Source organism: Streptomyces sp. NBC_00454 (genome assembly GCF_041434015.1).
Lineage (GTDB): Bacteria > Actinomycetota > Actinomycetes > Streptomycetales > Streptomycetaceae > Streptomyces.
In genome coordinates, this window is record NZ_CP107907.1 from 7,528,104 (window position 1) to 7,541,880 (window position 13,777).

General features: G+C 68.6%; 14 protein-coding genes and 1 pseudogene. 2 read left to right on the forward strand and 13 right to left on the reverse strand.

The genetic code is table 11. From position 1 onward, the window contains the following. Window positions 1-4 precede the first annotated feature (4 nt). The 13 genes and pseudogenes from OHU74_RS34390 to OHU74_RS34450 all read right to left on the reverse strand — a co-directional run. Window positions 5-208: pseudogene (locus tag OHU74_RS34390) on the reverse strand (methylmalonyl-CoA mutase family protein); the annotation flags it as partial. Beyond that, window positions 108-1,349, reverse strand: a complete 1,242-nt coding sequence (locus tag OHU74_RS34395) for an MFS transporter (protein WP_371614255.1) — start codon at window positions 1,347-1,349, stop codon at window positions 108-110. The gene OHU74_RS34395 and the pseudogene OHU74_RS34390, both read right to left, overlap by 101 nt. Next, window positions 1,346-2,143 (reverse strand): hypothetical protein, encoded by a 798-nt coding sequence (locus OHU74_RS34400; protein WP_371619513.1) that lies wholly within the window; start codon window positions 2,141-2,143, stop codon window positions 1,346-1,348. The genes OHU74_RS34395 and OHU74_RS34400 overlap by 4 nt, the downstream gene beginning before the upstream one ends. Before the next feature lie 66 nt (window positions 2,144-2,209). Continuing rightward, complete coding sequence (locus tag OHU74_RS34405; RefSeq protein ID WP_371614254.1) at window positions 2,210-3,115, reverse strand: RimK family alpha-L-glutamate ligase; 906 nt, start codon at window positions 3,113-3,115, stop codon at window positions 2,210-2,212. 178 nt (window positions 3,116-3,293) lie between these two features. Beyond that, window positions 3,294-4,202: a TauD/TfdA dioxygenase family protein gene (locus OHU74_RS34410; protein ID WP_371614253.1), complete on the reverse strand. Its 909-nt coding sequence runs from the start codon at window positions 4,200-4,202 to the stop codon at window positions 3,294-3,296. Between the two features lie 123 nt (window positions 4,203-4,325). Beyond that, the gene (locus OHU74_RS34415) at window positions 4,326-5,189 is read right to left on the reverse strand and encodes a RimK family alpha-L-glutamate ligase (protein WP_371614252.1); all 864 of its coding nucleotides are present in this window, start codon (window positions 5,187-5,189) and stop codon (window positions 4,326-4,328) included. Continuing rightward, window positions 5,186-6,232 carry a 3-oxoacyl-ACP synthase III family protein gene (locus tag OHU74_RS34420; RefSeq protein ID WP_371614251.1) on the reverse strand — a complete coding sequence of 349 codons (1,047 nt, stop codon included), beginning with the start codon at window positions 6,230-6,232 and terminating at the stop codon, window positions 5,186-5,188. Before OHU74_RS34420 ends, OHU74_RS34415 begins: the two co-directional genes overlap by 4 nt. 106 nt (window positions 6,233-6,338) lie before the next feature. Further along, complete coding sequence (locus tag OHU74_RS34425) at window positions 6,339-7,073, reverse strand: hypothetical protein (RefSeq protein ID WP_371614250.1); 735 nt, start codon at window positions 7,071-7,073, stop codon at window positions 6,339-6,341. Between the two features lie 107 nt (window positions 7,074-7,180). Beyond that, the gene (locus OHU74_RS34430) at window positions 7,181-8,500 is read right to left on the reverse strand and encodes a peptide ligase PGM1-related protein (RefSeq protein ID WP_371614249.1); all 1,320 of its coding nucleotides are present in this window, start codon (window positions 8,498-8,500) and stop codon (window positions 7,181-7,183) included. Further along, on the reverse strand, window positions 8,497-9,816 hold the full coding sequence (locus OHU74_RS34435) for an aspartate aminotransferase family protein (protein ID WP_371614248.1): 1,320 nt from the start codon (window positions 9,814-9,816) through the stop codon (window positions 8,497-8,499). Before OHU74_RS34435 ends, OHU74_RS34430 begins: the two co-directional genes overlap by 4 nt. Beyond that, complete coding sequence (locus tag OHU74_RS34440; RefSeq protein ID WP_371614247.1) at window positions 9,813-10,238, reverse strand: thioesterase family protein; 426 nt, start codon at window positions 10,236-10,238, stop codon at window positions 9,813-9,815. Before OHU74_RS34440 ends, OHU74_RS34435 begins: the two co-directional genes overlap by 4 nt. 23 nt (window positions 10,239-10,261) lie before the next feature. Further along, entirely contained in the window at window positions 10,262-11,413 is a 1,152-nt protein-coding gene (locus OHU74_RS34445; protein ID WP_371614246.1) for an acyl-CoA dehydrogenase family protein, read from the reverse strand. A gap of 52 nt (window positions 11,414-11,465) precedes the next feature. Beyond that, complete coding sequence (locus tag OHU74_RS34450) at window positions 11,466-11,594, reverse strand: hypothetical protein (RefSeq protein WP_371614245.1); 129 nt, start codon at window positions 11,592-11,594, stop codon at window positions 11,466-11,468. A 658-nt stretch (window positions 11,595-12,252) separates the two neighbouring features. On the opposite strand from OHU74_RS34450, the gene cysC reads away from it, so the two are divergent. Both cysC and cysD read left to right on the forward strand, forming a co-directional pair. After that, complete coding sequence (gene cysC, locus OHU74_RS34455) at window positions 12,253-12,864, forward strand: adenylyl-sulfate kinase (RefSeq protein WP_371614244.1); 612 nt, start codon at window positions 12,253-12,255, stop codon at window positions 12,862-12,864. Next, window positions 12,861-13,775 carry a sulfate adenylyltransferase subunit CysD gene (gene cysD, locus OHU74_RS34460; protein ID WP_371614243.1) on the forward strand — a complete coding sequence of 305 codons (915 nt, stop codon included), beginning with the start codon at window positions 12,861-12,863 and terminating at the stop codon, window positions 13,773-13,775. Before cysC ends, cysD begins: the two co-directional genes overlap by 4 nt. Window positions 13,776-13,777 lie beyond the last annotated feature (2 nt).

The following is a 13,777-nucleotide window of genomic DNA, read 5'->3' on the forward strand; positions in this document are numbered from 1 at the left end:
TCCCGTTCGCGATCAGGGTGCGGTAGCGGGCGTTGGAATCCTCGGCCGTGCCGAAGCCGGCGTACTGCCGCATCGTCCACGGCGTGGTGTGGGCCTTGTTCGTGAGGTCAAACGCTGTGGGACTGCTGCGTGGCTTCTCGGGCCGGGACGTGGGCCCGGTCGAGGCGGTCGGTGCTCCGGCGCCGCAGGTTGCGGAGTTCGATGACACTCGTGACGACGGTGGCGAGCAGGGCGATGGCGCCGCAAGCCAGGACGGCCTCCCGGGGACCGGCCGAGGTCAGCAGCGCACCGGCCAGGAGTGCGGCGGCTCCGTAGCCGAGTCCGGCGCTGGCGTAGGTGGCGGAGAAGGCGGCCCCCAGATCACCGTCGGGGGTTTGGTCCTGGACCGCCATGGCGCGCGAGGAGCCGACCATGGGCTGGAGGATTCCGACGATCACGGCGCAGAAGCCGGCCACGAGGAGGTTGCCGCTGAGGCCGAGGGCCATCACGGCCAGGCACAGGACCCCGAGGAGAATCCCGGACTGCAGTGCGGGGGCCCCCGGCCAGCGGCGGGCACCGTAGAGGATGCCGCCGAGGACGCCCAGGGCGGCCATGCCGCTGAGCCAGGCTCCGGCCGAGTCCGCGGAGGCGCCGATCAGGGGCAGCAGCCCGAACAGGGTGATGGTGACCGCACCGAAGCTCATCATCGCGGCAGCGGACTGGGTGCAGGCAGGCAGGAGGTGACCGAACGAGCGGATCGCGGACGGAGCCTTCGAGACGGTCAGCGGGGGCTCGCTGATGATGCGGGCGCTGATCGCGCCGATCGCGGAGAAGGCGGAGATGACCAGAACGGGGACGGCTGGCCCGGTCACCAGGGAGAGGGCGGTGACCGCGGCCGGTGCCGCCATCCACACCAGCGTGCTCAAGGCGCTTTCGAGCCCGATGACGGGGCGGACATGGTCGGGCGCCAGGCGCAGGGCCAGGGCCCGCAGACCACCATGGGCCCCGGCGGCGACTCCGCCGCCCATCGCCGCCAGGGCGGCGAGCGCGGGCAGGGGCAGCTGCCGTGCGAACAGTCCCAGGGCGAGGAACACCACTGCCTGCAGGGTGAGGACCAGGGTGAACTCGCGGCGCATGGGCTTGCGGTCGAAGCGCCGTCCCATCGAGGCGGCGCAGACCGCCTCGGCGATGGCGTGGGCGCCCACCAGCACCGCCCCCTGGGCCAACGAACCCTTGGAGCCGTTTCCGACGTAGATCAGACCTACCGGCGCGGCGGCCACACAGAATCGCTGACAGAGCAGCAGCAGCGCCCAGGGCCGCAGTTTGGGAATCATGAGCGTGGACAGGTAGCCCTTGTCGTGGCTTGTCATACGGTCTTCGATCCCTTCGATGCCACCTCGGGTGCCGGGGGAGCGGCCGGACCCGTATCGCCCGTATCAGCGGGGAGGACGGGGAGGACGTACCGGGCGAGCTCCTCGTAGAGCGGCATGCACTCGTCGAGCACACGGCGCAGATGGTCGGGCAGGGGATCGGTACGGCTCTGTCCCGCCGCGAATCCCGTGGACTGCCACACGCCGTGGTACCAGTGCGAGCCCCAGATTCCGTCCGTGGCGCGGCGGCCCGCCGGCCAGGACAGCATGCGGTCGGTGAAGGGCACGTCCAGGGCGGCACACAGCCCCTGCAGGACGGACGACGGGGCGCTGACCAGGTCGTTGCTGTCGATCACAGGACCCCCGAACCGTTCGAACAGCTCCAGTTGCTGACGCAGTCCGAGCTCCTCGACCGTGGGGGCCTGGACCTTGGCGTAGGAGGCGAGCATCTGCGCGGGGTGCCGGACGAGGAAGGCGTGCCGCAGACCCTCGAAGGCGGTGCGGTCCACTTCGGGCAGCAGGTGCTGGGCGAGGTGCTTCTGGTAGTGGATCGTGCTGCCCTCGGGCAGCGTGCCACCGGTCAGCTCGTTCGCCACCTGGCGCCAGTCGGTCGAGTAGGCGGCGATGACCTCGTCACGTCCCGGGTCGGTGACATCGGTGTGGGCCAGGTAGTACGCGTAGAGCGGTTCGTCGACGACGGTGGTGTCACCGCGGTTTTCCCAGGCACGCATCAATGCGGTCGAGCGCGTCCGGGGCCCGGACCACATGGCGATGCGAAGGCGGTCGTGGACCATGAGTGAACCTCGTGGGGGTGTCGGAGGGGGACCGAGGCTTCCCCGGGGGGATCGCCTCGGCCGTGATCAGGACCTGCGGGCGGCGACGGTGAGCTCGACGAGATCGAGGACGTCGTTGTTGACGGTGTTCTGCAGCTCCGCGGGGAAACCGTCCCAGCCGGGAACCACGTTCGCCTCGATGACGACCGGCTCTCCCCGGTGGTAGAGGATGTCGATGCCGGCCATGCTCAGCCCGAGCGCCCGGGTCGCGCGGACGGACAGGTCGACCAGTTCGGGGGCCGGCTCGATCACCTCGATCGGGCTGCGCGGGGGGCCGTCGCCGTTGCCGTGGCTCTGCCGCCAGGAGTCCCCTTCCGTCAGTGCGCGCACGCACACCGAAGGAGAGTCGCCCACGATCGTGATCCGGTAGTCGCCGGTGTGTTCCAGGAACGGCTGGCACAGCAGCACGCCGTAGGTTTCCAGCATGGCCCGTACGCGGCTCAGGGCGGGTTCCACGGGACCGTCGACGAAACGATCGACGTCGACGCCGCCGAATCCGACGGACGGCTTGACCACCACACGCCCCCACTCGCGGCAGGCGGCGATGAAGTCCTCCTCGCTGCGGCACTCTCGCGTCGGAGGAACGGGCAGACCCGCCCGGGCCAGCTTGTGGAGCATCGTGAACTTGCTGACGGCCGCGAGGTGGACATCGGCACTGTCGAACATCACCACGCCGGGAACGCTCGACAGCAGGTGGAGGTGCTCGGCGTGCTCGCGCCAGTGCTCCAGACTGACGTGGCCACGGGAGACGATCGCGTCGAACTCGGCCACGTCATGACCGTGGACGGTCGGCCGCGTCCCGCTCTCGTCGGGAACGCACACGATGTCGTCGAACTCGAAGAGCACCGTGTCGTGCCCGCGCTCCCGGCCGACGCGGGCGATGCCCACCGATTCGTCCTCGCCGGCCATCCAGGCCAGCACTCCCAGCTTCATGCGCAACTCGTCTCTGTGTGACGCCCGATGGGGAAGGACCCGCGGGCGGACTGTCGGGCCCGGGACGTGCCGGACCCCAAGGTGTGGAACAGGACCCTGCGGGTCCTCCAGATCGCCGTGTGCAGGCCCTGTCGAACCGCACGGCCCGAGACCGTCACGGCAGTGGGGCCCGGATGACTCACCGCCGGTACCAGGCGGCATCGGCGCCGACCGTGGCCCTGCTGCTGCGGCCGTCGACGGAGACCGGGACCTCGCCGTCGACGCAGATGCGGTGCAGTCGCCGCGGCGTGTCGCCGTAGTCGTCGATCGCGACGTGCTGGGTGGCCCGGTTGTCCCAGATGGCCACGTCACCGGCCGCCCAGCGCCATCGGACGGTGTTCTCGGGCCGGGTGATGAACCGCTGCAGAAGCTGCTGCAGCTGTCGCCCGTCCTCCTGGGACAGACCGAGGAGTCGTTGCGCGAACCCGCCGACGACGAGGGAACGCTCACCGGTCTCGGGATGCACCCGCACCACCGGGTGCTCGGTCTCGAAGGCCATGGCCTCGAAGACCTTGCGGAATTCCTGCTCTTCTTCGGTGGCCGGCCGGACCCGCGCCGCGGCCGCGTAGTCGAAGGCGTTGGTGTGCGCTGCCCAGAGCTGCTCCGCCAGAGCCTTCAGCGGCGCGGGAAGGTCGTCGTAGGCTGCGACGGTGTTGGCCCAGGCGGTGTCCCCGCCCACCTCGGGGATGACGATTCCGCGCAGGATCGAGAATGCGGGGTAGTCCGCGACGAACGTGACGTCGCTGTGCCAGGAGGTGGCGCGGCTGCCCTGCGAGTCGATCTCGAAGACGGCGCCGGCTCCCGCTTCCCCGGGCACGGTGGGGTGGGGGGTGGGGTTGCCCAGCAGGGAGGCGAAGTCCCGGTGAGAGGCGTCGTCGAGGTGTGCCTGACCTCGGAAGAACACCACCTTGTGACGGAGGAGCGCGGCGCGGATCGCGGCCACGGTGTCGGGGGCGAGATCGCCTCCGAGCCGGACACCGGAGATCTCCGCGCCGATGCGTATGGTCAGCGGCTTGACGGTCAGTGTGGTCTGTGTGCTCGTCGTCATGTGAGTTCCAGGGGTTGAAACGGGGACGGGGGCTGGTGAAGGGAGGGCTGGACGCGGGGCGCCCGATACGGGCGCGTGGCTCGGAGCCGGGGGCTCGACCCCGCGGGCCCGGAACTGCTTGCCTCAGGAACAGCTGTCGGCCAGGGCGCGGGCGAATCGCCGCAGTGCCGCCGGGTCCACGTAGGGAAACCCCAAGCCGGGTTCGGTCATCTCGAGTTCCAGGAGCAGCGGTCCGTCCGCCCCGCGGACCAGGTCCACGCGGGCGAAGACCAGCTGGTCGAGGGGAATCCCGATCTCGGACGCGGCAGCGCGGAGGATGTCCGAGGCGACCTCCTGCCACCTGGGCTCGGGGCTGGTCTCGGCCAGGTGCTCTTCGAGGTACAGCGCGCCCTGGGTGTCGACCACGCCGCCGGTGAGCATCGGCCCCTTGGTGAAGGCGTGGGAGTAGCGGCCCCGGAAGAACACGAGGGAGACCTCGCCCTCCTCGTCGACCGAGGTCTGGTAGGGCTGGAGCAGCACGCTGAAACCCTGGGAGTGCAGCGTCTTGAGGTGGAGCCGGGCTTCTTCCCGCTGCGTACGATCGAACCGGGCCGCTCCCCGCGATCCCGCTCCGACGGTCGGCTTGAGCACGAAGTCGTCGGCGGTTTCCCCGAGTTCTTCGCCGGGGGCCAGCACGGTGGAGGGGATGACGGGCAGGCCTGCCGCCGCCAGTCGCGTCAGGTAGGTCTTGTCCGTGTTGTAGGTGACGACCGGATAGGGGTTGATCAGGCGGGGCACCTGGGAGCACCAGTCCAGGAAGTCCGCCAGATGGTCTTGGTAGTCCCAGGTCGCGCGAAGGACGACGGTCTCGTCCGCGGCGGTCCGCTCGCCCCAGGGCTGCCAGCGGGCTTCCACCCCGAGCTCGGCCAGGGCCTCCACGAGGCCGGCGTCGTCTCCGTCGCCCTCGGGCATCTGCGGGCAGGAAGCGAGAACCAGGCGCCTGCTCATGCCCGCACCGCCTCGACGGTGCGGCAGCCGGCCTCGGACCAGCGCATCATGGCCCGGCCCCAGGTCATGCCCGCGCCGAAGGTGATCATGAGGATGTTGTCGCCCGGCCGCAGGCGGCCGTCGCGGGCGGCGACGTCGAGGCCGATCGGGATGGAGGCGGCCCCGGTGTTGCCGAGCAGGTCACCGGTCAGAACGATCTGCTCGGGGCGGAATCCGGCCCGCTCCGCGCAGGCCGTGATCAGGTGGGGGTTGGCCTGGTGGCACACGAGGTGATCGATCTGATCGAGCGTCAGCCCGCTTTCCTTGAGCGCGTCGTTCACCAGCCGGGGAAACTCCAGCCGGACGAGGTCGGCGACGTCACGCCCGGACATCTTCAGGTAGTGGTCGGTGTTGGCGGACCCCGCGGCAGGCACCGGCAGCCCGGGGCCGCCGGTGACGAAGTGGGCCAGCGTCCCGTCGGTGTAGACCTGGCTGCCCAGCATCCCTTCGGAGGCCGGAACCCTGCCCAGCACCACAGCGCCCGCCCCATCGCCGAACAAGGGGTAGGTGCGCCGGTCGGCGGGGTCCAGGACACGGGAGTAGGTGTCACTGGCGACGATCAGAACGGTCTCCATGCCGGGATCAGCCGTCAGGAAGCCCCGTCCCACCTCACAGCCGACGAGGAAGCCCGCGCACGCGGCGTTGACGTCGAAGGCCATGGCATTGGACGCACCGACGGCCCCTTGGACACGACTGCCGATGCCGGGGATGGGCAGGTCCGCGGTGGAGGTGGCGAGGACGACCGCACCGATCTGCAGCGGGTCCACCCCCGAGGCTTCCAGGGCCTGTCGAGCGGCCCCGACCGCGAGATCGAAGCCCGTCTCGTCGTCGCTGACGAACCGCCGTTCGAGGACGCCTATGCGCTGACGGACCCATCCTTCCTCCTGCCGGACGGAGCGCTCGACCTCCTCGTTGGAGACTCGGGTCGCGGGGAGGCAGGAGCCGGTCCCCAGGATGCCGACTCCGGCTCCTTCGGGACGCGCACGGTGCGTGGAACTGATCATGATCTCTTGATCCTTCGGAGACGATGGGGGTGCGGCAAGGACAACCGCTGCTGCTGACGCGTCCTGCACCTGAAACCGCGTGTGGGGGCCTGCGGGGCCGGAAGGCTCAGGCGGAGTAGAAGTCGACCTCGGTGTGGTCCACGGTCTTGTCGACCTCGGCCGGAGTGGCGTAGGAGAAGCAGAGAATGACCCGTCGGGCGCCCTCGCTCGTCAGCGGTGCGACCCGGTGCATCGCGGTGTCCGCCTTCAGCAGGTACGCGGATCCCGTCGCGGGGTGGCGTCGCTCGACGGTCCCGTTGGCCAGGTGCTCGTCGATACGGGGGTTGGTCTTGTCCCAGGCCGTGTCCCGGATGTACTCCAGGGAACCGCCGGCCTCCTCGGCCGGGGCCTCGACGATCCAGACGAGCGCGTAGGTGTAGTCGTCCCAGTGCCAGCCGTGGGTCTCTCCCTGCTCGGCCAGGCGGGAGATGACCATCTCCTCCGGCTCGAAGGGCACCGGCAGGATGGCGGTCTCCTTGGTCAGTTCGGCGAGGAAGGAGCGCAGGGCCTGCGAGTGGTAGGTCTGCGGAACCGTCTCGGACTCCGCGACGATCGTCTTGCGACCGACGACCTCCATGAAGCGCGGGGTGTTACCGGTGCGGGCGACGTTGATGCGGCGCTTGACGCCGTGGTTGTCGAGGAGGGAGACGACTTCCGCGTCGAGCTGCTCCCGGAGCTCCGCAGGGCCGAAGTCGGGGAACTCGAGGAACTCGTCGGTCACGAAGCGGGCTCGCAGGTCGTCCATCTGGCCGCTGAAGCCGGCGAGGTAGGAAGCCCAGGCGTTCTCGGAGGAAACGGGCATGGCGATGCCTTTCGTTGGCGGGGGCGAAGGGGAAGGAGAGGAGATGAGAGGAAGACGGGAGGAGAGGGAAGGCCGGACAGTCCGGCCGGTCGCGGTGCGACAGCAGGTCAGGCGAACAGCTCGGTGAGCTTCTTCTCGATGAGCGCGGCGTCTTCCGCGGACTCCGCGACGGCGCAGTACTCGACGGCACCGGACTGCCGGACGTGATCGCAGGCGATGATCACGCCTCGGCCGGTCTGCGGATCGAAGGACAGCCCCGCTGCGCCCAGGGCGTCGAGAGCCTCCGCGAAGGAGGGGACGTGCCAGTGGTTGCGCGTCACGAGCAGGCGGTGCGACTGGTAGTCGGCGCCCAGGAACGACTCGCCGATCCAGTGGAGGTGCGTGGTCCCACCCATCCGGCCGTTGAACTCGGACAGGAACACCTCGCCGCCGGGAGTGAGAATGCCGTCGATGTTGATCACACCGCGATACCCCATGGCCTGGATCGGTGCGCTCAGCTTCACCATGGCCTCGACGTAGGCGCTCTGCTGGGCCCGCGTGGCCACGGAACCGGGAATGGCCATGCCGTCGTAGATCGGCGCCATCCGCATCTCACCGACGTGATGCACGGTGATGACGTCCTCGGTGATGTTGACCTCGGCGCCCAGGGGCAGTGAATCGGGGATGTACTCCTCGATGACGACACGATGCGCGCCGCGTCCGGTGTACGCGGCCCAGTACCGGTCGAGATGCCGTGCGATCTCATCCTCGTCGACGAGGAGAACGGCCCGCGGAGCACCGATGGGCTCGACGTCCCCGCGCGGGGTCAGGATGTCGTTGCCGAAGCCACCCTGGTGGAAGTCCTGCTTGACGATGACCGGAGCGCCACGCCCGAGCACCTCGCCGATGAACGATTCGGCGTGTTCGCGGGAGGCGGTGGTCACACCGTCGACCAGCGCCGCCCCCACGCCGGAGGCGAGGGTGCGGAAGGCGGCCTTGCTGTTGAGCATCTCCGACCCACCCGCCTCCAGGAAACGGAACCCCGGAGTGCCGGCGGCCAGATCCAGTCGTCGCGCGAAGCGGGCGATGGTGCTGTCGAAGCAGTAAGGCAGGACGGTGTCGACCCCGCGCTGCTCGGCAACCGCTGCGACGTCACGTAGGAACGTCTCGTCCAGGAGGCGCTCGCGGGTCAGCACATCCATGCCGAACCGTCCCGGCGGTGGCACCAGTACCGAGACCGCGTCAGGGGCGAGGCCCTTCAGCGAGAGCACGTACCGAACGAACTGCGGATCGGGGGCTTGGGGCACGATCACCACGTCGTTGACCTCGGTCAGCCACAAGAGGCGGAGCGCGATGTTCCCCGCAGTGGGGCGTTCCTCCGCCGAGATGGTGTCGTGGTCGGACACGAGGTGCTCGTTGTAGGCGTTGCCGATGAGTATCCGGCTCATGACTCTCCTCCTTCGGCCAGCTCGGTGGCCACCGCTCGCAGAGCGGATTCGAGCTTGGTGAACAGCAGATCCAGATCGGCGCAGCCGATGGTCAGGGGTGGGGCGATCAGCACGGACTGCGCGAGGTCGTGGGCGCCGGCGGGGTAGAGGATCAGCCCGCGCTCCCGTGCACGGGTGCAGATGAGCTGGGGAAGCGGTGTGCCGGAGCGCTTCGCGGCGGCGGCGTGCTCGCGGTTGACGGACAGTGCCTGGAGCAGCCCGCGACCACGAGGCTCGCCGAGGAAGGAGAACTCCGAGGAGAGGGCGGTCAGGCGGGCTCGGGCCACCTGGTGCAGCTGCTCCGCTCGCTCCGGCAGCCGGTGCTCGCGAGTGAACTGCAGGACGGCCAACGCCGTCGCGGCGGAGAGGGGATTGCCGCTCATGGTGTGTCCGAAGGCCAGATCGGCGGCGGACTGCCCCGCCAGCACGCGCTGCCCCACGACACACGCTCCGATGGGTGTGTATCCCGCGCTCAGTCCCTTGCCGGTGACGATCAGGTCGGGCACGACGTTGGCGCGGCGGTAGCCGAACCACTGGCCGACCCGGCCGAATCCGGTCATGACCTCGTCGGAGATCAACAGAGCGCCGTGCTCGCGGCACAGCTCCTCGATCCGGCGAAAGACACTGTCCGGCAGCTCGGCGGCGCCGCTGGAAGCCCCACCCACCGGTTCCACCATCACCGCCGCCACGCGGTCGGGCCCGACCTCCGCGAAGGCGCGCTCCCAGTCGCCGGCATCGGGAAGCAACCGTTCGGGGTCCGAGGAGGACACCGGCAGCGTCGACGCGGTCCGGTCGTGCAGGGGTTCGAGGCCCGCACGTCGCGCGGGGTGCCCGGAGACACCCAGCGCACCGGCGGTCATCCCGTGGTAGCTGGGGAACTGGGTGAGGACCACGTCGCGCTGTCGTTGACCGTTGCGGTGGTGGTGCAGCATCGCCAGGCGAAGCGCGGTTTCCGTCGCCTCGGAACCGGAGTTGGTGTAGACGACCTCACGGAAATCGGAGCCCGTGATGGAAAGGATCTCGGAGGTGAGCGCCTCGACGGCCCGATGGGCGAACTGGCTTCGGTGGACGAAGGTGATCTCCTCCGCCTGCTCGCGCATGACCTTGAGGATCTCGGGGACGGAATGCCCGATGTTCACGCAGATGGGACCGGAGCTGCCGTCGATGTAGCCCCTGCCGTCCTCGTCGTAGACGCGAACGCCTCGTGCGCGAACCGCCACCGGCAGGGCAGACGCGGGGATCCCGGCTCGACCGGGGGAGGGGGCCACGGTGGTCATGCCCCCACCTCCGGACCCGTGCCGGAAGCCGGAGACTGCGAGCGGGCGATGCGCTCGTGGAACCTGGCCTTGTTCACCACGGCCCGCAGGTGCTCACCGTCGCAGACAACGTTGCCATGCCCGTCGACGACCCGGAAGGTGAAGGTGACCATCCGGTCGGTGCTGTCGGTCCGGACGTGGTACTCGACCTGCGCTCCGATGGGGGTGGGCGCACGGTGGTGCATGGTGACGTTGACGCCGACGCTCATCTCGCCCGGCTTCATGAAGCGCTCCATGACCTGCGCGCACAGCCGCTCCATGTGCCCCAGGATCGAGGGGGTGGAAAGGACTTCCAGGTCGTCGTTGCCCCATTGGGTGGCGCAGTCGAGGGACTGCACCGTCTGGACGCCTCGTGCGCTGAGGCCGCTGCCTTCACTGCTCATTGCGTTCTCGCTCTGTGTTCGACTCACCTGGACGCCGTGACGTCGGTCAGCACGTGCTTGAAGATGTTCTTCTTCTGCATCTCGTTCGTGCCGCCCGCGATGCGGAAGGCGACGGCGTCACGCAGATGGCGTTCGATTCCGTAGGACTTCTCGGTGCCGATGTGGCCGAAGATCTGGACCAGTTCGAGGGCGGACTCGACGATGCCCTCGGCGGAGATGAGCTTCACGCACGAGGCCAGCGTGCCTGCGTCGGCACGGTTCTCGTCGAGAGCGTGCACGGCCTCGAAGGCCAGGGCCCGGGAGCTCTCGATGGCCACCTTCATCGTGACGATCTTGTCCTGGATGTACTGGTGCTCGGCGAGCAGGGAGCCGAAGGCGCTGCGGGAGGTGATGCGGTGCACCGCGGTCTCCAGAACGGACCCCAGATGGCCTGCGACGACGATGCCGTAGATGAGCCGGTCGAAGGCCAGGCACCAGTAGAGCTTTTCCAGGCCCTCGCCCACGTTGCCGATGAGCCGGTCGGCTGAAACGACGACCTTGTCGAGCTCGATGGGGCCGAGGGGGCTGGTGCGCAGCCCCATCAGGTCCTCGTGGGCCCCTTGCCCGACTCCCTCCTGCCCGGCTTCCACGAGGAAGAGGGTGATGTCCTTCTTCCCCGCGGAGGGGACCCGCCCCACGATCATCATGAGGTCGGCCACCGGCGCGTTGGTGATGTGGCTCTTCTCGCCGGACAGCTCGAACGCGCCGGAGGGCAGATGCCGGGCGGTGGTGCGGATCGCGGCGACGTGGGAGCCGCCGCCCGCCTCGGTGGAAGCGGTGGCGGCCACGGCTCCCGACATCAGGCGGGGGAGCAGCTCGTGCTTCTGATCGTGGGTTCCGTGATGGATCAGGAGCTGCACCAACCCCGCGTGCGCGGCCACCGAGAGGACGAGGCCGCAGTCATTGGCACCGCGGGCCAAACCCTCGAATGCGGCGACGTGGTCCCACAGGCCCCCGCCCTCGCCCCCGAGCTCCACCGGGACGTGTACCCGCCAGAATCCGGATTCCGCGAGCTTCTTCCACACCGCATGGTCGAAGGAAGCATTCAGGTCGCGTTCCGCACTCCCGGGCGCGATCTCCTGTTGGGCGAACCGAAAGAATCGGTCACGGATATCCGAGTACCGTTCCCTGTCCATGCCTATCAAATCCTCTGTGATCGATCGAGAAGGCGGCGTGAAAAGGTTCGGATCACCAGTAGAGGCTGTACGTGCCGACTTCCGGAGCAGCCGCCGAGGCGGATTCATCGGCCTGGGCGATACCGGCCCCGCCGATGGCAATGGCGAGTGCGAGAGAACAGATGGCGGCGAGCTTCTTCATTTCGTCTCCTGAGGATTTTCCGCGGCTTTGCAAACGATTGCTTGTTTGCGGTCTGACGTAACCATGCATGCCGCACGCATCGGCTGTCAGCCGGATCGAGTGGCACCTACTTCCCTGGCAGGTTGCTGCCTGGGGCAGGCGCGGCTTGCCAATGGCGTTGAATGTCCCGGTTTACTGCTCATCGCCCGCGTTCGGTCGGGGGGACCGTGGGGCGCCGCCCCTTCATGACAAGTGAACAGGTAGGGATTCATCCGGGTCTTTCGTCTCTTGGGGCGAATGTGAGGCGAGGTCAGGCAACTGTCAGAAGACCTGCGAGTCGGCCTGCGCGGTGAAGAATTGTCCAATTTATTGTCATTAAGCATGGATGTCAGAAAAGTTACCCTTCGGGGCTTCGGCGTGCGGGCGCTCAACTGTGCAGACTTTGCGAACTCATCGGTGTGTCTGCCGGGCAGCAACCTGCCAAACCAACTTGCTGCCAGCTCGGGCGGAGGGGAGACGCAGGAATGTGCCACATCATCGATTGGAATGTCCCGGGCGGCTCGCAGTTGTGTCGCCGTCCCCGATCCGCGTCAAAGGTCTACCCCAGATTCGATAGCCCTGACCGGTTGCGAGACGTCAGCGAAGGTGACGCCGAGCAGTCGCAGTGATGAGAGGTCAGATGTACCCGACAGAGTCTTCGACTCGGCACATCCCCGACGCCGGAATACCCCACGAGCACCGCCTTTCCCCGCAATGCACCTGCGGGGCGACGGTCTGGCTTACGGGGCTCCCGAGCGCGGGCAAATCCACGATCGCGCGGCTGTTGGCAGACCGCCTGCGCGATGTCGGGAGAGGCGTACACGTCCTGGACGGAGACGAGGTGAGGCGGGACGTCACCACCGATCTCGGCTTCAGCAGGCAGGACAGGGAAGCCAACGTCCGCAGGATCGGCGTCATGGCCGAGGTCCTCACCGCGAGCGGCCTGATCACCTTGGTGCCGGTCATCGCCCCCTACGCATCCAGCAGGGCCTCGGTGCGCGCCCGGCACGAGAAGCAGGGGCTGGCCTTCCTGGAAGCGCACGTGGCCACCCCGGTCGAGGTGTGCTCCGTGCGGGACGTCAAGGGCCTGTACGCGAAGCAGTTGTCCGGTGAGCTCGCCGGCCTCACCGGCGTCGACGACCCCTACGAGACGCCGCTTGCGCCGGACATCCGACTCCACGCCCACGCCCAAAGCCCGGCAGCCTCCACGGACACCCTGTGGAACCTCCTCACGGAGAGGGGCCTGATATGACGACCGCGACTCTGCCTGCCACCACTGGTCACCTCGACGCCCTCGAGTCGGAGGCCGTGCACATCTTCCGTGAGGTGGCGGGCGAGTTCGAGAAGCCGGTGATCCTTTTCTCCGGTGGCAAGGACTCGATCGTCATGCTGCATCTGGCGCTGAAGGCGTTCGCGCCGGCGCCGGTGCCGTTCACCTTGCTCCACGTGGACACCGGCCACAACTTCCCCGAGGTCCTGGAGTACCGGGACCGCGCGGTCGCCCGGCACGGCCTGCGCCTGCACGTGGCCTCCGTCCAGGAGTACATCGACGCCGGGAAGCTCCGCGAGCGCCCGGACGGGGTCCGCAACCCGCTGCAGACCGTCCCGCTCACCGAAGCGATCCAGAGCCTGAGGTTCGATGCGGTCTTCGGTGGCGGCCGCCGTGACGAGGAGAAGGCCCGCGCCAAGGAGCGCGTGTTCTCCCTGCGTGACGAGTTCTCCCAGTGGGACCCGCGCCGCCAGCGCCCCGAGCTGTGGCAGCTCTACAACGGCCGCCACGCGCCGGGCGAGCACGTGCGTGTCTTCCCGCTGTCCAACTGGACCGAGCTGGACGTGTGGCAGTACATCGCCCGCGAGAAGATCGAACTCCCGGCCATCTACTTCGCCCACGAGCGCGAGGTCTTCCAGCGCAACGGCATGTGGCTGACGGCCGGCGAGTGGGGCGGCGCCAAGGCGGACGAAACCACCGAGACCCGCCTGATCCGCTACCGCACCGTCGGTGACATGTCCTGCACCGGTGCCGTCGACTCCGACGCCACCACCCTGGACGCCGTGATCACCGAGATCGCCGCCTCCCGCCTCACCGAGCGGGGTGCGACCCGCGCCGACGACAAGCTGTCCGAGGCCGCGATGGAAGACCGCAAGCGCGAAGGGTACTTCTAGAA